This is a genomic window from Haloechinothrix sp. LS1_15 (assembly GCF_033042135.1).
Classification (GTDB): domain Bacteria; phylum Actinomycetota; class Actinomycetes; order Mycobacteriales; family Pseudonocardiaceae; genus Haloechinothrix.
The window spans coordinates 116,724-137,741 of record NZ_WBXM01000013.1; the positions used below are offsets into that span (position 1 = coordinate 116,724).

Genomic DNA, 21,018 nt, shown 5'->3' on the forward strand with positions numbered 1-21,018 from the left:
TTTGGGGTTCGGCCGTTTGTGTTTGAGGGTGGGACTTTGCGTCTGGGGCGGTGCAGCGTGGTGGGACTGGGTGGCAGCAGCGAGTTGGGGTGTGGTGGCCAGCTGCACACTGTGTGAACCGTCCCGGCTTCGGTGGAGGGTCTGATTCCCCGAGAGGATGATGACCATCCCCGACGCCGCGGCTATGCGGCCGCCGGACCGGGTTCAGCGCAACTGCACCACCGCCTGGCCGAACACGTTGTGGGTGGTCGACTTCACCTACGTACCAACCTGGGCCGGGATGAGCTTCACCGCGTTGGTCACCGACGTGTACGCTCACCGAGCTTTGGTCATCTGTCACGTAGATCAATGTTGCAACGACCCCTTGAATCTCAGCACTATCCGTCGATTCGGTTCACCGAGCACCGCGAGGTCGAGGGCATCCAGCCTTCGATTGGCTCGGTCGGGGACACCTATGACAACGCTCTGATGGAAACGACCAACAGGCTGTACCAGGCCAAGTGCATCCGGACTACGGTCTTTCGCGACGGCCATACAAGACGATCGCCGACGTCGAGTACACCACCGTCGGCTGGGTCGACTGGTACAACCAGGTACGCCTCCACAACTCCCTTGGCATGATCAGCCCAACAGAATTCGACAACGCCCACTACACGTCCCTCAGCCCAGAGCCGCAACCCGCAGAACAGCGGCAGAAAACCTAGGGCACTTCACTCTGGACGTGCGCGCCAACCGATGCGGGCTAAGTGGGGCGTGCGGGCACTCGGATGCGATCGCCGTCGCCGACGTGCTGGCGGACAAGCGGAAGCACGGCTATGATAAAGTCAAACTCGAATCGGCATCGAATTATAGCGATCGGTCGACGCGGGAGTTGGGTACGATGGCTACAGCGCAGCAGGTCAACGAGGAAACCTGCGAGGTCGTCGTCATCGGCGCGGGCATGGCGGGACTGATGGCGGCGACGACCCTCACTCGCGAGGCCGATGTCGTGGTGCTCGAGACGACGGATCGGTCTGGTGGACGCGTCGAAACGGTCCGGAAGGGTGACTACTGGATCAACGTCGGGACCCAGTTCACCGAGGGGACCGGGCCGTTGATCGACGCTCTCCACCATCACGGTATCGAAATGGGGTCACTGGCAGGTAAGAGCGTGGGACTGTACCTCAACGGGAAGCTGGTCGACACGTCCAACCTGGTCGCCCTTATGTTCCGCACGCGGATGAGCTTCATGGACCGGGTGGGTCTGGCGAAGGTGGGTGCCCGCATCCTCGCGGCGGTCCCGTTCTTGGACTCGGACAGCAGGATCGCGAAGAAGGTGCGCGCCAAGCTCGACCGGCGCCTCGCATCGGACTTGCTCCGGGGCGTTCGCTCCGCGTTAACTCAGGACGTGGTCCGATCATGGTCGGGGCAGTGGATGGGATGTGAACCCGAAGAGACGGCCGCGAACCAGCTTGTCACGTCGATCGGGATCGCCTTGGCGGACCCGGCCACGGTGCCGAACTTCGCCCTGCCGGTCGGGGGCAATCAGTCGCTGACCGACATCCTCGCGGCCGATCTCGGCGAACGCCTTCGACTCGAATCGACCGTCCGGTCCGTGGAGCAGAGCGAAGACGGAATCGTTGTGAACTACGTCGACGGGGACAGCCCGATGCGGGTGCGCGCGCATCGCTGCCGACGCTGCGCAACCGCCTCGGATCCATCTACCTGGCCGGAGATTACCAGCTCGACATGCCTTCCCTCGCCGACGCGGCGACGTCGGGCGCGAACGCGGCGAAAGCGGTTCTTGCGAGCATGGAGCGCTGATACGAGGGTCCGCTGACCGCGCGTCGTTACGTCGGTGGGTGCGTCACCAGCGTCTTGCGTGTGACAGCGAGGTGAGCGCGGGCGATTTCTGGCCAGCCCTCCGTCCAGGCCCGGCGACCCCGGCCGATGACAGTGGTCACTCGGGTGCTCGCGGGTCCATGAGATCGAACTGGTTGGGAAGCCCAGCGCGGTAGAGCTGCCGGTCGATCCGCTTCAACGGCTCGAACTCCGGGGGCCGGAACAGCGGAGTGACCTGGCACCGTGGCTCGCCGGATCCGGCCGCGTCCAGGAGCGCGTTCACCGCCTGCCGCGCCGATTTGTTGGCGCCTTCCATGGTGGTGACGTTGACGTCGTTGCGCACCCAGTCGCCTGCCAGGAACAGGTTCCGGATACCCGTGGTCGAGTCGGGCCGGTCGGCCCAGGAGCCGGGGAGCTGGGTGAACAGGGGTTCGTCGTTGCGTACTCCGGGGGTGCCGGAGTCGATGATGGCTGGGTCGAGGAACCAGGAATGCAGCATGTCGTCGGTCAGTACCTCGTTGTCGCCGTCGTTGAGGTGCGCTTTGATCTGTGCCCACGTCTCTCGGGCGATCTCGTCGGGTTCGCAGTCCTTCGCGGCTTTGCGGTTGAACATGCCGGGTGAGGTCCAGTCGGACAGGATGGTGGACAGGCAGTCTTGGACGGTGCCGTCGCCGTAGGTGGTGAAGTCGCGGTGCGAGAACTGGGCTTGGCTGATGGAGGTGACCGCCCAGCCCGAATCGACGTAATTGACGTGCCCCGGCGTGATCGGCACCTGCTCGGTGAGATAGAACATCAACCCGTTCATCCAGTCGGTGCCGAGCCTGCGTGTGCTGTCGAGCTCGGGTGCCGCCGCGACGAGCTCCGGGGTCAGCAGCGCGGTGAAGCGCTCCACCGGCATCGCGGAGATGAACCAGTCCGCGTGCACCTGCCTGGTGCGCCCTGACCGGTGGCGCAGCGCAGCCGCGCTGATCGCGCCATCGTCGATCAGCAATCTCTCGGCGGCCCAGCCCACCTCGAAGCGCACACCAAGCGCGCGGAGGTGTTCGATCCACGGGTCGAGCCAGCGCTCACCTGTCTCGCCGTTCAGCACCCGGTCGACCGACCCCCCTTCCTCGTTGCCTCGCCCCATGGCGCTCCACGCGGTAGCTTCGCCGACGAGGCCGATCGAGTGGGTGCTCGCCTCATCCGCCTTCATCGCGGCCAGGTTGCGGATCATGCCGTCGGCGAGGAACGCCCGGTACTCATCGGACATCCGATCCGCTCGGACGAAGTCGCTCCACGGCAGGGAATCCCACTGGCCGAGCCTACGTTCATCCGAACTGGTCACGTAGACGAGGGCTTTCTGTGCGAAGAACGCTGCCTCGTGGGGCGGTAGGCGGAACGAGGTCTCGGCGACCGAGCGCATCGTTTCAGCAAACGACTCCGGCGTGTACGGGAACGGCCTCGGTGGCAACGGGTCGGGAAACGGGATGGTCAGGTTCGCCCGGCCGGCCCGCGCGCCGAGATAGGTCGTTGCACGAGTCAGGTTCTCCCAGCACCCGTGCCGGTTGCCGGGAAACGGGATGCGTCGCATGGTGTCGCCAAGGTCGTGGTAGAAGCCGGGGAAGAAGCGGAAGCCGTGCTCACCCGGAAGCGCTCGGCCGCCCGGTGGTGAATCCGGCACCGGGATGCTCCGCGACTTCCCGCCCAGCGCCTTACGTTCGTACACGGTGACATCGAAGCCACGCTCAGCCAGCTCGTGCGCAGCGGTCAGCCCGGCCACGCCCGCGCCGAGGATCGCCGCATCGCGCCACTTCCCATCGTGGGCGGCTCCTGCGGTTCCCGAGCCGAGAGTCCAGGTCGTCGCAGCGGCACCCGCGGTCGAGGCGGCGCGCAGAAAGTGACGGCGGGAGTAACGCGGGGATCCCGCGGTGCTATCGGCCATGATCGTCCTCCAGCCCCGGCGTCACGGGAGTGCTGTGCCGCGCGGCTACTCGCACACCGCCGTGGCATCCGGGATGACATCGTTGATGATCGTGAGTAGCGTGCTCTCGAGAAGTACGTGTACTTGCTTGCGGGTGAGCCGACCGTGGCGCAGCCATTCCCGGGTGGTGGCCTCGGCCATGCCGCTGAATCCCCGCAACATGGCGTGGATCTCGGGGTGGTCGCGTACCGCCGGGCCGAGGCCGGTGACCTCGATGGCGCGGGCCACGGCACGGTCTCGGGCACGGTCGATGATGGCTTCCAGCTCCTCGTCACCACCGCACCCCGCGATGCCGGTCGCGGTCAGCCAGATGCTCCGGTTGCGGCTCAGCAGTTCGAGCCACCCGTCAAGGCTCTGCGCGACCCGGTCCGCCACGCTGGCGCCCGGAACATACTCGGGAACCGGTACCGGTGGCACGTCCATCATCCGGCGCACCACATCGCGGTACAGCTCGCGCCGCGAGCCGAAGTAGTGGTTCAACAGCCCCCTGCTGATACCCGCTGCTCGCGCTATGTCCGTATTGGACACGGCGCCGACTCCGTGTTCGCTGAATAGCCGTTGCGCGCACTGCAGTATCTGGTCACGGCGCTCGTCTGGTTCCAGCCGCGATGTCTCGGGTCCCGGGGAGGATGCAGTGTCCGCCATATCGCCCCCACCGGCGCCGCGTTGTCACAGTGTCAACCGATATCGGCGAACGTACAGCGATAGTTGTCTAACTGTCAATAGCAGGGTCCCATGTGATGCTGCCCCTGGTCGCCATGTCCGCCGGTGTGCTTGCAGGCGCGCTCGCCTACTGCCGTACATGCCATCGATGCCCGGCTCGCAGTAGCGCTCGCAACGTCCTCGCTGATGCCACGCAGGAGCACACCTGTTCGGTGGTGGCCCGACGATGTGCTGCTCGCGTTGTCGTGGGCGCCACGCCGATCTCCGGCACGGGAACCGAGTGCGCGTCGTGGTCAATGACCCGTTCGGAGATCGCTACCTGTGCGGGCTACAACTGACGCTACCGGTGCAGCGGCCTCCTGGTGGCTGAACCGGGGAACAGCGGTGTGTCGTGACCTGCCGGGCAGGGCGCTCATCACCGCACGCTCCACCCGCCGCAGTGCCATAGTCGGGGCGAACACCAGGTCGCCGGCGATGACCGCGAGCGAGAAGAACGGCAACCCGAGCAGTATCGCGATCCCGAGGTGCTCGGCGATGAGCAACACCAGGACGACGTTCTTGACGCGCCGGTTGATCAGTGTGAACGGGAACGCGACCTGTAGCAGCACCGTGCCGTAGGTGAGGGCGAGGATGAGCACGGCATGGCTCGCCAACAGGCCGGAGAGCGCGGGCCACGGGTTGAACGCATCGACCTGCAACGGGTAGTAGACGGCCGTGCCGTCCTGCCACCGAGTGCCTTGCACCTTGTACCAGCCAGCCGTGGCGTACAGCAGGCACATCTGCATCATGATGACGAGCAGCGCGCCGTTGTGCACGAGGTTGCCACTCATCGCGAGCACGGTGCGCAACTCCCCCTGCCCGCGCCGCTGTGCCCACCACCACGGTACGTAGATGAGCCAGAGAATCCACAAGATGACCATCCATACCGTACCGAGGTGACCGAGGAGGGTGACACTCGCCAGGACCAGGCCGAGTACGCACCACAAGACGACACCGGTCACATCGGCGCCGTCAACGTTGCGATCGCGCCGCCGAGCGTCCAGCGCCCACACCTGGTTGCACCTGCTGGCTACCAGGTAGATCGACATGAGGTGGATCAGGTTGTTTCCGCCGTCTCCCACAACAGGGTTCCTGTTGTGTACGGATAGGACGGCGAGCATGAACAGCACCGCCACGGCGCGCACTCGCCAACCGAGCACCATCGCTACGCTGGCGGCGATTGCGAAAAGGTAGCCCAGTTCGAACCATAGCGGGTTGTCCGACCACACCAGGATTGTGAACGAGTCGGTTGCCTCGACACGAGCTTTCGCCAGATCATGGTGGAACGCGCCGTCGGGGCCGTACAGTTCGTGCCTGTTCGGCCACTCCCGGAGTAGCAGCAGCAGGAATGTGGCGGCAATGCCGATTCGGAGGGTCGCTGTCTGGTACGGGCCTAGAGCATTGCTTGTGATCCGGTTGGCCACGGCAAGCGGTGACGGGGGGCGATCGTTCATCGAGTGGCGCCTTCGCCGCTGCCGTGCTCGGTTACCGGCCACCACGGCAGCTCCTGGTAACGGGTATCTGCATCGGAGGTGCGCTGGCTCCAGGCCGGCTCCGCGACGCGCGTGGTCGCCGACCGTAGTTGAACAGCTTCGATCGATCCGTCGAGTGTCTCGCTTAGCCGCGAAACCACGATGCGCTGGAGGTATCGTGCGATGACCTCGCCTGCCGGTGTGCTGGGCTGGTTACTGTCATCGAGGGAGTCAGCTAGCGTTGGCCACCCCTTGCGGAGCTGGTTGCGAGTCAAGCTGGGCACCGGGTTACTGGTCACAGCATCGATATCCACCTCGGTGACGTTGATCCACGAGCTGGTTCGTGCGCCACCATCCGGTTGCCGGAGTCTAGCCCTGGCATGGATCTCGCGGTTGATGTGCAACGGCTCAGGAGCGAATAGCTTCCAGTTCTGCCGGAACTCAGGGTAGATGTAGCCGTCGATAGTGTTCGCGTACGTTCGATTGAGGACATTCTCCGGGGCGACGTGCGCGAAGCTCATACCGGTGTGGGTGGCGATCGCGAACGTGAGCGCGGTGAGTACGCACACGATCGCGACACGACCGGCACGTGACAGCTCCGCGAATCCAGTAGTGCCGTATCGGGCGTTCTTCGCATCGGTCAACTAGATGCTCCCGGACTGGGATGCGACGACAACGTCGTTCCTGATCGAGTAACGATGCGCGACGGGCCCCGCCGTCACCCGGCGGGACCCGTCGCGAGTCAGCGAATCGGTACCGGCGAGGGATCACCAGCCGCCGAAGTCACCGAAGTCGCCGCCGCCGAAGTCGCCGAAGTCGCCGCCGCCGAAGTCGCCGAAGTCGCCGCCGCCGAAGTCGCCGAAGTCGCCGCCGCCGAAGTCGCCGAAGTCGCCGCCGCCGAATCCGTTGGCCTCGCCTGCTTCGTCATCGCGGTCGCCGGGATCCCCGGCACCCTCTTCGGAGAGCGTCAGCTCGATCGTGTTTCCTGGGCCGGACGCGAACATGCTGATCATGTCGTTGAACTGACCGCAGTTCTCGAACGGAGGCAGGTCGTACTCGCCCGCGAGAGTGCCGCCGCCAAAGGGATCGAAGCCCGAACCGGCCAGGTCAACCAGGGCGGGCTCGACTGTACGGCAGTCGGGGCCACCTCCCACCGGGAAGCCGAAGCTCGACACTTCGGTGAGATAGACGTACATCTCCGAGCTCGACGTCAGGTTGCCGTCGTTGTCGAGCGTTCCGGTGGTCTCCCTCGTCTGCTCAAACGCGACGTCGGCATCAGCCTGCATGAAGCCCATGATGTTGAACGTTCCGCTGGTGTCGTCCAGATGGAGGTCGGCATCGTACGTTCCGGAGGCCAGATCCATGCGAGCGTCGATGCCGCCGGTGAGCGGAACCGTGCCGTCAGCGGCGTTGATGTACGACTCACCATGCAGGTCATAGCTGATCTGAACCGGATCACCGGGACGTCCGCCGTTGTCTCCGCCGTCCGCGCCGCCTGCTTCGGCGCCGCCGTTGTCACCGCCTGCCTCGGCACCGCCCTCGGCGCCGCCGTTGTCACCGCCTGCCTCGGCACCGCCCTCGGCGCCGCCGTTGTCGCCGCCGCCGTCGGCGTCACCGCCTGCCTCGGCACCACCGTCGTCCCCGTCACCATTGTCGGTGATCGTGAACTCGTGGAGCACGTTGTCCTGATCGGGGAGCTGGGTGCAGTCGGACTCGAACGTACCCAGGCCAGTCTCATTGCCCTCACCGTCACGTGGAGTCAGCGTGAGTAAGAGGTCGTGGACCTCGATCTGGGCGGTTCCTGCTTCGGTGAAGGTGATCGAAGGTGCCGAACCATGCGCGTCGACGATGAGCTCGCCCTCGTCGGGCACAGGCTGTTGCGGGATGTCCATCGGCACCTGGACTGGGAGCTCGGCCTCGGGAGCATCGATCTTCGAATCCGCGAGTGCTTCCCCCTCGATGGTTTCTGCCCCGACCAGGTTGAGACCGTTCGTGGCCTCCTCACTGACCGTGGACACCGCATCGATGTCGAATTCCGGGGTGCGCTCGCCTACCGCGATCGAGTCGGGCAGTTCGGAGGTGGTGATATCCACCGCCACGTCCTGAACGCCGATCAGCGGAAAGGGACACTCGTAGTTCAGTGACAGTGTCGCCGTGGTCGCGCTACCAATGCCCGCGGTGGCCATCATGCCGACCGCAATGACACCAGCACTGCCCGCCGCGGTCAAGCTCGCGGCGAGGCGTTTCTTACGCCTGTGATATTGCACGTGACACAGATCCTTTCTTCGTCGTCGACGAAACCTCACCTGATCATCGCGATCGAGAGCCGGTGCGCACAGTATCGTTCCCGGAGGAATTGTTCGTTTAACTCGCAGGTGTGCACCGGGTTATTCCCTGCTGAATTTTTTTCAAACGATGTCGGTTTTGGTTACGCCGGCTGATGGTCCGGCCGCGTTTCACATCGGCCGTTACGAGACGAGAAGCTACGCATCGCGAGCGCTCACCACAATGGGTGTCGGAGATGTCGGATTCGATCTTCTCGTGGTTCGTCGCCGATTGATACAAACATAGCAACCGGTTGTCCGGTGCAGACAATCTACGGGGCCGACCGTAGGGACGCGGGAATCCGCCGTATGGGCCAACGCGCCAACACTGTCATTGTGGAAATTAGCGTAAAAGTACAACGTGCTGACGAGAACTTGTCATGGACTAACACTTCGCCCGTTCGGCGAGCGACTGGCGACTGGCGAGACCGCGCTGCCGGACGGACCATCTTCCGTAACTCGGTCGGGGTGGCGAATCGCTCGAGAAGGTGCGGCGAGATGTTCCTGGATCACGTGTCGGTCGACGTGATTGTCGATCACGTTCCTGCCCGGTTGTGGCCGATTCTGGGCGACCCGGAGTCCTACCCACGCTTCTTCGCGGGCATCAGCGATTGCGAGCGGGTCGCTGGCCGAACGACGTACCTGCTCCGATTCGAGCCCGCCGCAGGCACCGTGGTCGAGTGGGAGGTGCGAGCGCTGATGAGCAGGAACGCGGACAAGCTCGTGCTGACCAGGGTGTCGGATGCGACGAGCTGGGTCTCGGTGCAGCTCAGTCCGCTCGGGGGCGGAAGGTGCACAATCTCGGTCCTGCTGTTCAACCCCCGGTACTCGCTCGCGGGAGAAGACCGCAGCACGGGACGCGTAGGTGATCGGCGGATCCGGGCGTGGGTACGCGCCGGAATCCGCCGCATCTGTGCGCACCTGGCGCGAGAACCGGGCAGGCAGTTGGCGGACGGCTCGAATCGCGTGTCGCGAACGCTTCGCGTCGCCCGCATCGCGGGTGCTTCCGGACTCGTGCGGCCAGGCAGTCCGGCACGCATGACCAGGCAGTTGTGGGCGCTGGTTCGGTGGAGGGCGACACTGGTCGGCGGTTATGTCGCCGCTGCAGCTCGGGATCCCGCGGCAATCGCGTTAGCGAGCGCCGGTGAGCGCCGGACTTACGGGGAACTCGATCACCGAACCGACCGCATCGCCGCGGGGCTGTTCGAGCTCGGTGTCCGGGCCGACGACACGGTGGGTGTTCTCGCGGGCAACAGCGTGGGCATGGTGGAGAGCGTGCTCGCCTGCGGCAAGCTCGGTGCCACGACTGTTGTCGTCAACACCACGCTTGCCGAACCGCAGCTTGCGGCCGCCGTATCCGGTCTCGGCGTGACCACGCTGATTCGGGACGATGCGCTCACACCGATGGCGCGTTATCTCCCCGACGGCATACGGCAGTTCAGCTCCACGACGGAAGCTGGATCACCGGGAGCGGTGAGTATCGGAGAGCTGGCCGCGCGGGAACCGCGTGGACGCCTGCCGCTTGCCGGACGCGCGGGGCAGCTGATCCTGGCGCCTCCGGGACGTGGCGATATCTCCAAGGGTGCGCGCAGCCCGACCGTCGGAGCATTGAGCGGCGTCGCTGGCTTGCTGTCCCGTATCCCTCTCCACGTCGGCGCACGCATGCTCATCGCGGCCCCAGCGTTCCATCCGTGCGGGATGGCCGCGCTCCGGCTCGGCGCCGCACTCCGTGCGACCATGGTTCTGCGGCTACGTTTCGAACCCGAAGGCTGCCTGCGAACTGCCGCGGAGCACCGGTGCGGGGTGCTCGTCGCCTTGCCCGCGATGCTACGTCGCATCCTCGATCTACCCCCAGCCGTGCGGGAGCAATACGATCTTTCCGATCTCCGGATCGTCGCCAGTGGTGGTGCGGCCCTGTCCGCGGCGTTCGTCGAGGAGTTCCGCAACACGTTCGGCGATATCCTGTACAGCCTGTACGGTTCGACCGCGGCATCGTGCGCGACCGTGGCCGACCCTGTCGATCTACGAGCCGCGCCTACCACGGCCGGCAGGCCCGTACTGGGGACCCGGGTACACGTGGTCGACCATCACGGCAACGCCGTCCCGTACGGTGATACCGGACGTATTGTCATCGGCAACGGTATGACCGGCGACGGCGATACCGGCGGGCGGAGCCAGCAAATCCGTGAGTCACTGGTGGCTACCGGCGACATCGGCTATATCGATGCCAACGGGCGCCTGTTCGTCGCGGGTAACGAGAGATCGTCACATCACGTGACGTGATCGCCAGCGTGCTACTGCTAGCTACTCCGGCGGGCACGCCTCGCTGTACACCGGCCGGGTGCACCGTCGCCCGACGACAGAAACGTGCTCGGTGCTGAACAAATTGTGGGTGGGGATTTCGCACCGGCCTGACAACAATTCCTCGATCGCTAGCGTGGAAGGCACGGCAACCTCGCTGCGTGTTGTGGTGTCACCTACCCGTCGGTAGTGTTCCTGCCGAGCAGCGAAGCGCGCTGGTCACAGAGGACATTGAGTGCCAACTGTAGCGGAAATATGAACAGGAATCGAACGAGAAGCCACGCACATGAGGGTAGGACGCACGGCAGCCGCCATGACGCGAACGGCGGCAGTGTTCACCGCCGTGGTCTTCGCTGCCGCGATTCCCGGGGCAGGGGCGACCGAAGGCGAGTCGGCGACAGCCGGTGAGGGGCACGGTGGGCCTCAGGGTGAGCAGCACGACGAGGTCGCCAGCACTGATGGAGACTCCACGACCGATGGCGAGCCACCCGGCGAGTCCGGAGACGGAGCCGAGCATGGAGACATGGCGATACCCATGCAGGCCCCCGGCATTGAACTGTGGGTGTCGTTCTATGTCGATTCCGTGTCGCGGATCGCGGGATTCGACTCGGAGCTTCATATCGACACAGGACGTTTCGACGGTGTCATCCGGGAAGGTCGCGAGCCGGGCGGTCCGCTCGAGATGGAGGGCGACCTCGACCTGCCCGACTCGGACGGCTACTTTCTCGCTTTCGATTTCATGCCGACAACGAGCACCGTCGGTTTCGTCCAGCACGGCAAGGTGACCGGCACGGCGGAGCTCGACTTGATCGAACAGGTGTCTCATGTGGATGCTGAAGCCGAGTTGTTCATCGTGGTCAGCGAGGTCGAGCAGGATGGGATCCCGCTGCGGGTGGGCGACGAATGCCGCACCCGAGTCCCGGCCACGATTCCGATCCAGGGTGAAGTCAGTCTGATCCCCGGCGCGACGAGCAGGATGGAACAGGTGGAGTACGAGATCCCGTCCTTCACCGGGTGCGGAGTGGACGAGGATTTGGACCCGTTACTGACCGGACTGGTATCCGGCCACGGCAACCTGCTCGACACCGAGCTGACCGTGCGGTGCATCGGCTGTCCGCCAGGCTTGTGACGGCGGCTTGTGACCGCGGGGAGAACCGCTCTGGAGGAGTGCACGGCAGGGAGCGACGAAAGGGAGGTGCGATGGCGGTCCGGTCCGACACGCGGCCGGTGGACGCGCTCGGTCATGCGCTGCGCGAGTTCGGCCAGCTCGTCGCGCTCGGACTGGACGTGTTCCTCGGCATGTTCCGACGTCCGTTCCAGGTGCGGGAGTTCATCCAGCAGTTCTGGTTCGTCGCCAGCGTCTCGATCGTTCCGGCCGCGCTGATCTCCATCCCGTTCGGCGCGGTGATCACGTTGCAGCTCGGTTCACTGACCCAGCAGATCGGGGCCGAAGCGTTCAACGGGGCCGCGAGCGTGCTGGCGGTGTTGCAGCAGGCCAGCCCGATTGTGACCGCGTTGGTGGTGGCCGGGGCCGCAGGCTCGGCCATCTGCGCCGACCTGGGTGCGCGGACCATCCGCGAGGAGATCGACGCCATGGAGGTGCTCGGCGTCCCGGTAATCCAGCGGCTCGTGGTGCCACGGGTGCAGGCCACGATGATCGTCGCCGCGCTGCTCAACGGCATGGTCAGCGTCGTCGGGATCGTCGGTGGCTACTTCTTCAACGTCATCATGCAGGGCGGGACGCCGGGAGCATTCCTCGCGAGTTTCTCGGCGCTGGCTCACCTGCCGGATCTGTGGGTGGGCACGATCAAGGCCCTCATCTTCGGGTTCATCGCCGGAGTGGTCGCGTCGTATCGCGGATTGCGACCGAGGGGCGGCCCGAAAGGCGTGGGCGACGTCGTCAACCAGTCAGTGGTGATCACGTTCCTGCTGCTGTTCTTCGTCAACTTCGTGATCAGCCTCGTGTACGTGCAGATCGTCCCGCCACCGGAGGTGTGAGCGATGGCAGTCACCAGCGGTGCGCGACACCGGCTGCGGGTCGAACGTCCGATGCGGGGGCTCGCCCGGCTCGGTGACCAGCTGCTGTTCTACATCAGCGCGTTGGCGTGGGTCCCGTACACGGTTACCCGATACTACCGGGAGATCGTGCGGTTGCTGGCGCAGATCAGCTTCGGCACGGGCGCGCTCGCGGTGATCGGCGGAACCATCGGCGTGATGCTCGGGTTGACGTTGTTCACCGGCACCGTGGTGGGCCTGCAGGGCTACACCGCGCTGGACCAGATCGGCACCGCGGCGTTCGCGGGATTCGTGTCCGCGTACTTCAACACCAGAGAGATCGCACCGCTTGTCGCCGCGCTGGCGTTGTCGGCGACCGTGGGGGCCGGCTTCACCGCCCACCTCGGCGCGATGCGGATCTCCGAGGAGATCGACGCGCTGGACGCCATGGGGGTACGCAGCGTGCCGTACCTGATCACCACCCGGATCGTCGCCGGGTTTATCACGATCGCTCCGCTCTACGTGATCGGGCTGCTGACGTCCTACCTGGCGGCACGTGTGACCACCATCGTCGTGTACGGACAATCGGCGGGAACCTACGATCACTACTTCAACCTGTTCCTACCACCGGAGGACGTGTTGTGGTCCTTCGGCAAGGTGCTGGTGTTCGCGGTGGGGATCATCCTCACCCACTGCTATTACGGCTACCGGGCCACAGGAGGACCGGCCGGCGTGGGGGTCGCGGTCGGTCGCTCAGTGCGGACCTCCATCGTGCTGGTCGCCATCGTCGACTTCTTCTTGAGTCTGGCGATCTGGGGCTCGACGACGACAGTGAGGATCGCGGGATGAGCGGACGCCCCATGGTTTCGGCCCGTCGAGCACAGCTGTTCGGCTTGGTATTCCTGCTCGTGCTCGGCATGCTCGGCTGGCTGTCGGTGGCGATCTACGACCAGACCTTCTCCAGGACCGTTCCGGTCACGCTGCAAGCCGGTAACGCGGGCAACCAGCTCGCCGTCAACGGCGATGTCAAGGCCAGGGGCGTGATCGTCGGCCAGATCAAGGATATCAGCACGACAGGTTCCGGAGCGGAGGTCGACCTGGCGATCGATCCGGACCAGGCTGGCAAGCTACCGCGTGACGTGTCGGCACGGCTGGTGCCGAAGACCGTGTTCGGGCCCCGCTATGTCGATCTGGTGATCCCGGACGACCCTGACAGCAGGACGCTCTCGGCTGGTGACGTGATCGGCAGGGACCGATCGGAGACCACGCTGGAGACCGAGAAAGTATTCAACGAGCTGGAGGATCTGCTCAGCGCGGTACAGCCGCAGAAGATCGCGGCCTCACTCGGTGCTGTCGCGCACGCGCTGGAAGGGCGCGGAGACGCGATGGGGGAAACGCTCACCTCGTTACAGGTGTACCTGGAGGAATTCCTCCCCGAGATGCCGGAACTACAGGAGGCGATCACCCGCTTCGCCGATACGATGGGCGGCTATCAAGTAGCCGCCGAGGACGTGGTCGACGCGGTAGCCGAGCTGACCACCACCAGCGCCACTCTCGCCGAGCGGCGGCAATCCGTCCACGAACTGATCGACACGGTGACGGGCACCGCAGGAACGCTCGATGGGTTCTTGCGCTCGCACGGCCAGGACGTCATCGACCTGTCGGCCAACAGCAGACCGGTACTGGAGATGCTCGCGTCACACGCACCCGAGTTCCCGTGTCTCGCACGCGCCGCATCGAAGCTGAAGTCCGACGTGGATGAAGCGCTCGGTGCGGGGAGCGGCGAACCCGGGCTCCACGTGACCTTGACCGTCAAACAGCCCCGTGATCGCGGAACCGGTGGTGCCGCCGCCACGACCTGCCCGACCGGTGGTGGCCGGACATCGGGTTCGCAGGTGAGCCCCGGATTGCTGGCTGAGTTACTGGCGGTTACCGGCGACGCGCAACCGGCGGATGTCGCTGCTTGGGGTGAGCTTCTCGTGGCGCCGCTGCTCGACGGAGCGGAGGTGACGTTGCGATGAGGGGTGGCACGAGAGCGGTCACGTCCCCACTGCTCAAAGGGCTGGCCTTCACCCTGGTGACGGTGCTGGCCACAACCGTGCTGGGCATCACTATCGCGAACCGGGAAGGCGGCGACACGGTGACCTACCGGGCGCACTTCTCCGACGCCATGGCGCTCAACCCCGGCGACGACGTGCGGATGTCGGGAGTGCGAGTCGGAGAGGTGAGCGACATCGAAGTCGTCGATCGCCGCATCGCCGAGGTGGAGTTCACGGTGAACACCGAGCAGCAGTTGAACCACGGCACCACGGCGAGACTGCGGTTCCTCAACCTGATCGGCCAGCGTTACATCGATCTGGACAACGGTGGTGCCCCGGACGCTCAGCCGTTGGAGCCGGGCGGGCTGATTCCGGAGGAGCGCACCACACCCGCACTGGACCTCACCGCACTGTTCAACGGGTTCCGTCCACTGTTTCAGGCGCTGTCGCCGGAAGACGTGAACACGCTGGCGCACGAACTGGTGTCGGTGTTGCAGGGTGAGGGCGGCACCGTGGACGGCATCGTTCGGCATGTCGGTTCACTCACCACGACCCTGGCAGAGCGGGACGAGGTCATCGGGCGCGTCATCACCAACCTCAACACCGTGTTGGCGGAGTTCACCGAGCGCGACGAGGAACTCTCGCGCCTGGTCACGACCACTCAGGAACTGGTATCGGCGCTGGCTGCGGATTCCGAACCAATCGGTGACGCGGTTGAGGGTATGGCCCAACTCTCCACGAGTCTGGCCACGCTGCTCGAGGACGGCCGCCCCGAGGTGGCGGCGTCGGTCGACGCGCTGAGCGATTTCGCGGGGACACTCGACGACAACTCGCCCGAGTTCGAACAGATGGTCAGCAACCTACCCGTCAAGTACCGCGAGATCGGTCGGACCGCGTCCTACGGCTCATGGTTGAACGTGTTCCTGTGCGAGGCTACGGCGGAGGGGGTTCCCACACCCCCCGGAGGCTCGCCACCGGGACTGCCGGTGACCGAAGCGAGGTGCCTGGGATGAGGTTGACACCGTTCCGGCAACGGAATCCGATCGTCGTCGGGATCGTCAGTGCCGTGATCATGGGTGCGTTGGTGCTCGGCGTCCTCAACTGGGATCGCCTCCCCGTTGTGGGTGCGGGTCAGACGTACACGGCCGAGTTCAGCGAGGCCGCCGGACTCGCTCCCGGCGACGAGGTCCGAGTCGCGGGGGTCGACGTCGGCGAAGTGACCGATGTCGAGCTCGCGACCGACCGAGTGATGGTCACCTTCCGGGTACAGGACACCTGGCTGGGACAGGAAACCGCGGCGGCGATCACGATCAAGACCGTGCTGGGGCAGAAGAACCTGTCACTGGACCCGCTCGGGGAACAGGAGCTGGCCGAAGGCGAGACCATCCCCTTGGAGCGGACTATCACCCCGCTCGACGTGACCGACGCGTTCGACCAGCTTGGTGAGGTACTCGGCACCGTCGACTCGGAGCAGCTCGCCGAGGCGTTCACCACGCTCGGCGAGACGTTCTCCGCGTCCACTCCCGAGGATGTGCGGACCGCTTTCACCGGTCTCGCCGCACTTTCGGAAACCATCGCCGAACGCGACGAGGAACTCGCACGGCTGCTGGAAAACACCGACCAGCTCAGCAACACGCTCGCCGGGCACAACGACCAGTTCGAGGCGTTGATCAATGACGGTGCCGTGTTGCTGCGGGAGTTGGACAACCGCAGAGAGGCGATCAGCGCGCTGCTGTCGGGAACCCGTGCGATGTCCGAGCAGCTGTCCGGGCTGGTGGCCGACAACGAGGCCGAGATCGGGCCGATGCTCGAACGGTTGGAACGGGTGACCGAGGTGTTGCGGCGGAACCAGGCGAATCTCGATGAGAGCCTGCGACTGGCCGGTCCGTACTACCGGCTCATGGGTGATGTGGTGCGCACCGACCGCTGGGTGGACAGCTACATCTGTGGGCTCGTCGAGGGCGGCGACGGCGGGTGCGTGCCGCCGCGGTCAGGAGGTGAGGGCTGATGCCGCGGTTGCGTCGCTACACGCGCCTGACATTGACCGTCGTGATCGGGCTGCTCATGGTGGCGGCAGCCACAGTGGCGCTCGACTTCGGCGAGCCGCGTAAGGAGATCACGGCGTACTTCACCGGGGCAGTCGGTGTCTATCCGGGATCGGACGTGCGCGTGCTCGGCATCGACATCGGAACCATCGAGTCGGTCGAACCGCGTGGCGAGCGCGTCGAGGTTCGGATGTCGATCGCCGCCGACGTACCTGTCCCCGCTGAAGCGGGCGCGCTCGTGGTCACGCCGAGCCTCGTGGCCGACCGCTACATCCAGCTCGCACCTACCTACGACGAGGGCCCCGAGCTGGCCGACGGTGACGTCATTCCCGTCGAGCGCACCATGGTTCCGCTCGAGCTCGACGAGATTGTGGAGAGCTTGCACGAGTTCACTACCGAGCTCGGTCCCGACGGCGCGAACGCCGACGGCGCGCTGAGCGAGCTGCTGAGCAGCGCGGCGACCAACCTCGACGGGATCGGCGGAGAAATCAACACCATGATTCGCGAGTTAGGCAAGGCAAGCAGAGTGCTATCCGGATCGGAGGACGATCTCTTCGGCACCGTAGACGGCCTCCAGCGGTTCACCGCGATGCTCGCCGACAACGACGACCAGGTCCGCGAGTTCAACGAGCAACTCGCTACGGTTTCCGAGATTCTCGCCGACGAGCGGGACGAGCTGGCCGCAGCGCTCGCAGAGCTGGGAACCGCCATGGGGGAGGTGGAACGCTTCGTCAAGGACAACCGGCAGTTGGTGGCAGACAACGTGGACAATCTCCTTGCCACCGCCGAAGTTCTGGCGAAGCAGCGCGACTCGTTGTCGGAAGCGTTGAACGAGGCGCCTGCTGCGCTAGACCGTGTCACCGGTGCGTACGACCCGGAGATGGGGACGCTGGACACCCGCGCGAACATCAACGAGTTCTCCTTTGCGCCGCCTGACGACACCCCCGTGTTGCCGCTGCCGCCGAGCGCGACACAGGGAGGTGACCGGTGATGCGCACCCGTTCCGGGGCCGTACCGGGCATACTCGGTGCGGTGCTCTCGCTGCTGCTGGTCGGTTGTGCCTCGATGCCGAGCGTGTACGACATGCCGCTGCCAGGAGGAGCCGACTTGGGGGATGACCCGTACCGGGTGACCGCCCACTTCGACGACGTGCTCGACCTGGTCCCGCATGCGGGCGTGCGTGTGGACGACGTGCCGGTCGGTCGGGTGGAACGCATCGAGTTGGCCGGGGACGGCACCTCGGCCGAGGTGGCCATGTCCGTCAACGGGGACGTCCGACTTCCCGAGAATGCCGTGGCCGAACTGCGGCAGTCCAGCCTGCTCGGGGAAAAGTTCGTCGAGCTCGCCAGGCCCACACTGCGGAGAGCGGAAGGCACGCTCGTCGACGGCGCGGTCATCCCGAACGAGCGAACCGGCCGCAACACTGAGGTGGAGGAAGTGCTGGGGGCCACGTCCATGCTGCTCAACGGCGGCGGACTCGGACAACTCCAGCGGATCACCACCGAACTCAACGCCGCGTTCGAGGGTCGATCGCCACAATTGAGGCAGCTGCTCGGGGAGCTGGAGGAGTTCGTGGCCGGGTTGGACGATCAGCGCGACGAAATCGTCCGTGCGATCGATGCCACTGACGAGCTCGCCGAAACTCTGAGCGGACGCACCGCTCAGGTGGAGCGCATCCTGACCGAACTGGAGCCGGGCATCGACGTGCTCGCCGAGCAGAGCGACGAGATCACCGCCATGTTCCGCTCACTCGACTCCCTGTCCGAGGTCGCCGTCGACACCGTGGATCGAGCCAAGGACGACCTGGTGGCGAGCCTGCGGGCGCTGGAACCGGTGTTGCGCCAGCTGGACGAGGAGGGCCACCGGCTGCCGCAGGCGATGGAGGTGCTGCTCACCTTCCCGTTCTCCGACGCGGCACTGGATGCGGTGCGCGGTGACTACATCAACGGCTTCTTGCGACTCGATGCCCGTACGGCCGATGACCCGCCGCTCCCGCTGCCCGGAGTCGACGTCGCAGGCGCCGGGGAAGGAGGACGGGGCTGATGCTGAGTCGGCTGGTACGGGTACAGGTGATCATCTTCACGATCATCGCGCTGGTGGGCATCTCCTTCGTCGGTGCCCGCTATGCGGGACTGGACACCCTGTTCGGCGATCGTGGGTACACGGTGACCGCCGAGCTCGCCGAGTCCGGCGGGCTCTTCGAACACGCCGAGGTCACCTACCGAGGTGTGCAGATCGGTCGGGTCGGCGATCTGCGGCTCGCAGACGACGGCATCGAGGTGGACGTGCGGATCGAACCTGACGCGCCGCCGGTTCCCGATGACGTGGAGGCAGTGGTGGCGCATAAGTCGGCGGTGGGTGAGCAGTACCTTGACCTCCGCCCGCGCAGGGAGGCAGGGCCGTACCTGGAGCACGGATCGGTGATCACCCAGGAGGACACGACGCTGCCGCTGCCGATCGAAACCGTCCTGCTGTCGCTCGACGGGTTACTCGAATCGGTTCCCAGGGACGATTTCCGCACCGTCGTCGACGAGATTTACCAGGCGACGCTAGGGACCGGACCCAGCTTGCAGGCGTTACTCGATTCCGCGGAGAGCTTCGTCGAGACCGCCGTGGAGCATCTCCCGCAGACCAAACAACTGCTGGTGGACGGGAATACCGTGTTGGAAACGCAATCTGATTCTGCGGAAGCGTTCGCTACCTTCGGCTCGAATACCAAACTGTTCGCTGAGCGATTGAGTGAGTCCGATAGTGACCTCAGAACGGTCCTGGATTCTGTTCCCGGAGCGACCCGTGAGGTCAATGCGTTGCTGACCGAAACCGATCCCGAGCTGGGAATGCTGCTCGCGAATCTGGTCACCACATCGGAAGTGTTGCGCGCGAATATCGACGGCGTGGACGCGTTGCTGGTGGCCTCGCCGGAGGTAGTGAACGCGGGTAGGGACGTGTTCTCCTCCGGGGTGGCGAATTTCGGGCTGGCCACCACCTTCTTCGACCCGATGCCGTGCACCGAGGGGTACGAGGGTACGACCTACCGTGAGGGACGGGATACCTCGTCCGTCCCGCTCAACACTGCCGCCGGGTGTGTCCGGTAGATCCGTCGGCGGGGTGCGGGCGACGAGCGATCACGATGCGGAAGTCGCTCGGCTCCTGGATGTGTCGTACGCGGGTGCTCTTGTGTACTAGTTACAACGCCGCGAGCAGGATTTAGCGATATTCGCGCGATTTTCATGTGGCCTACGGGTAGTCGCGCGAGGTACCCGATTTTCACCGGTTCGGGTGATATTATACATAAGCACGTAAAGCATGATACGGGGCGTGCTTTTCGGTGTTGGGGTACGTGTACCGAGAAGTGAATACTTGTAAGTCGCGAATGAGAACCATTCGTGCGGCAAGGCGCGGACTGGGGTGGGCCCACCTCTCAAGCCGGCCGGAAACGTCGTTTCCGTGCCGTCAAGGTTATCAGGAGCTCAATCTATGAGATTTAGACGCAAGTCGAAGCGAGGGGTACGTACGCTTGCGGTCGGTACCGTGGCGGGTATGACCGTGAGCCTCATCGGCGCGGCGGGACTGGTCTCGGTTGGCCTGGGAAACGCTCAGGAAACCGAAGTCGAACCTGAACCGGTATCGTTGGAACTCGACTACGAGTGCCCCTTCCCACTGATCGGCACCCACGTCGTCGAGGTCGAGATCAACGCGGAGATTCCCCTGGAGATCGAGGTCGGGGAACCGTCGCCCGAGTTCGCGATCGATACGATATCCACGGCCCCGCCGGACGCCACGGCAGGCATGCGCCTGGTGGGTGCGGAGACGATCGAGGGTAGCGCCGTCGCGCACTCCGCGATCGACGCACCCGAGGCGGTGCTTGACCTCATGGTGCCTGCGGACATCCCACAGCAACCTATTCCCGAAGAAGGGCCGTCGACGATCGAGGCGTTCGGTACCGCGCCCTCGGTCACCTTTACGGAGCCGGGGGAGGCGGTTATCACCGTCGGTGACCTCGACCTGACGCTGACTCCCCGTGATGGCGATGGGAACGAGACCGGACTGGGTACATTCGACTCTGACTGCACCCAGCTTCCCGATCAGGACAACGTACTCGCGGCCATCACCATCCAGCCCGAGGATGTGCCGCCGCCGCCGGAGCCGGAGGTTCCTGTGGTGGTTGATCATGCGTTCGAGGTGGAGCAGGATTCGGTGCTCGAGGTGGCGGCTCCCGGTGTGTTGGAGGGTGCCACTCCTGAGGGTGTTGATCTGACGGCTGCTGTGGAGCAGGAGCCTGCCAGTGGTGCGTTGGAGCTGGCTGGTGATGGGTCGTTCACTTATGAGCCGGAGTCCGGGTTTGTGGGTGAGGAT

Annotated in this window: 18 protein-coding genes; 13 read left to right on the forward strand and 5 right to left on the reverse strand. The window is 65.1% G+C overall.

The features are described 5' to 3' along the window. The first annotated feature begins 500 nt into the window (after positions 1 to 500). Positions 501 to 704 (forward strand): integrase core domain-containing protein, encoded by a 204-nt coding sequence (locus F8178_RS20465; RefSeq protein ID WP_396345744.1) that lies wholly within the window; start codon positions 501 to 503, stop codon positions 702 to 704. Between the two features lie 176 nt (positions 705 to 880). Next, positions 881 to 1,819: an FAD-dependent oxidoreductase gene (locus F8178_RS17805; protein WP_317495970.1), complete on the forward strand. Its 939-nt coding sequence runs from the start codon at positions 881 to 883 to the stop codon at positions 1,817 to 1,819. Positions 1,820 to 1,939: 120 nt separating this feature from the next. Here the strand turns inward: F8178_RS17805 and F8178_RS17810 are convergent, their stop codons facing one another. The 5 genes from F8178_RS17810 to F8178_RS17830 form a co-directional block, all read right to left on the reverse strand. Then, the gene (locus F8178_RS17810; RefSeq protein WP_317495971.1) at positions 1,940 to 3,745 is read right to left on the reverse strand and encodes an FAD-dependent oxidoreductase; all 1,806 of its coding nucleotides are present in this window, start codon (positions 3,743 to 3,745) and stop codon (positions 1,940 to 1,942) included. Between the two features lie 45 nt (positions 3,746 to 3,790). Next, the gene (locus F8178_RS17815; protein ID WP_317495972.1) at positions 3,791 to 4,429 is read right to left on the reverse strand and encodes a TetR/AcrR family transcriptional regulator; all 639 of its coding nucleotides are present in this window, start codon (positions 4,427 to 4,429) and stop codon (positions 3,791 to 3,793) included. A 311-nt stretch (positions 4,430 to 4,740) separates the two neighbouring features. After that, the gene (locus F8178_RS17820) at positions 4,741 to 5,940 is read right to left on the reverse strand and encodes an HTTM domain-containing protein (protein WP_317495973.1); all 1,200 of its coding nucleotides are present in this window, start codon (positions 5,938 to 5,940) and stop codon (positions 4,741 to 4,743) included. Continuing rightward, entirely contained in the window at positions 5,937 to 6,602 is a 666-nt protein-coding gene (locus tag F8178_RS17825; protein WP_317495974.1) for a DUF5819 family protein, read from the reverse strand. The genes F8178_RS17820 and F8178_RS17825 overlap by 4 nt, the downstream gene beginning before the upstream one ends. Positions 6,603 to 6,725: 123 nt before the next feature. After that, entirely contained in the window at positions 6,726 to 8,225 is a 1,500-nt protein-coding gene (locus tag F8178_RS17830; protein ID WP_317495975.1) for a DUF6801 domain-containing protein, read from the reverse strand. A 555-nt stretch (positions 8,226 to 8,780) separates the two neighbouring features. Between F8178_RS17830 and F8178_RS17835 the strand changes: the two genes are divergently transcribed. From F8178_RS17835 to F8178_RS17885, 11 genes are all read left to right on the forward strand, one after another. Next, positions 8,781 to 10,565, forward strand: coding sequence for an AMP-binding protein (locus F8178_RS17835; RefSeq protein ID WP_317495976.1), 1,785 nt, complete (start codon positions 8,781 to 8,783; stop codon positions 10,563 to 10,565). 331 nt (positions 10,566 to 10,896) lie between these two features. Further along, the gene (locus F8178_RS17840; RefSeq protein ID WP_317495977.1) at positions 10,897 to 11,712 is read left to right on the forward strand and encodes a hypothetical protein; all 816 of its coding nucleotides are present in this window, start codon (positions 10,897 to 10,899) and stop codon (positions 11,710 to 11,712) included. 71 nt (positions 11,713 to 11,783) lie between these two features. Then, entirely contained in the window at positions 11,784 to 12,581 is a 798-nt protein-coding gene (locus tag F8178_RS17845; RefSeq protein WP_317495978.1) for an ABC transporter permease, read from the forward strand. 3 nt (positions 12,582 to 12,584) lie between these two features. After that, entirely contained in the window at positions 12,585 to 13,427 is an 843-nt protein-coding gene (locus tag F8178_RS17850) for an MlaE family ABC transporter permease (RefSeq protein ID WP_396345747.1), read from the forward strand. After that, a complete protein-coding gene (locus F8178_RS17855; protein WP_317495979.1) occupies positions 13,424 to 14,599 on the forward strand; it encodes an MCE family protein in 1,176 nt (391 codons plus the stop codon). Before F8178_RS17850 ends, F8178_RS17855 begins: the two co-directional genes overlap by 4 nt. Further along, a complete protein-coding gene (locus F8178_RS17860; protein ID WP_317495980.1) occupies positions 14,596 to 15,630 on the forward strand; it encodes an MCE family protein in 1,035 nt (344 codons plus the stop codon). The genes F8178_RS17855 and F8178_RS17860 overlap by 4 nt, the downstream gene beginning before the upstream one ends. Continuing rightward, a complete protein-coding gene (locus F8178_RS17865) occupies positions 15,627 to 16,625 on the forward strand; it encodes an MCE family protein (protein WP_317495981.1) in 999 nt (332 codons plus the stop codon). Before F8178_RS17860 ends, F8178_RS17865 begins: the two co-directional genes overlap by 4 nt. Further along, entirely contained in the window at positions 16,625 to 17,653 is a 1,029-nt protein-coding gene (locus F8178_RS17870) for an MCE family protein (protein WP_317495982.1), read from the forward strand. The genes F8178_RS17865 and F8178_RS17870 overlap by 1 nt, the downstream gene beginning before the upstream one ends. Then, positions 17,653 to 18,705 (forward strand): MCE family protein, encoded by a 1,053-nt coding sequence (locus tag F8178_RS17875; RefSeq protein ID WP_317495983.1) that lies wholly within the window; start codon positions 17,653 to 17,655, stop codon positions 18,703 to 18,705. Before F8178_RS17870 ends, F8178_RS17875 begins: the two co-directional genes overlap by 1 nt. Continuing rightward, on the forward strand, positions 18,705 to 19,757 hold the full coding sequence (locus tag F8178_RS17880; protein ID WP_317495984.1) for an MlaD family protein: 1,053 nt from the start codon (positions 18,705 to 18,707) through the stop codon (positions 19,755 to 19,757). The genes F8178_RS17875 and F8178_RS17880 overlap by 1 nt, the downstream gene beginning before the upstream one ends. A 445-nt stretch (positions 19,758 to 20,202) precedes the next feature. Then, positions 20,203 to 21,018 (forward strand): DUF6801 domain-containing protein (locus F8178_RS17885; RefSeq protein WP_317495985.1); only part of this gene is annotated, 816 nt, incomplete at its 3' end.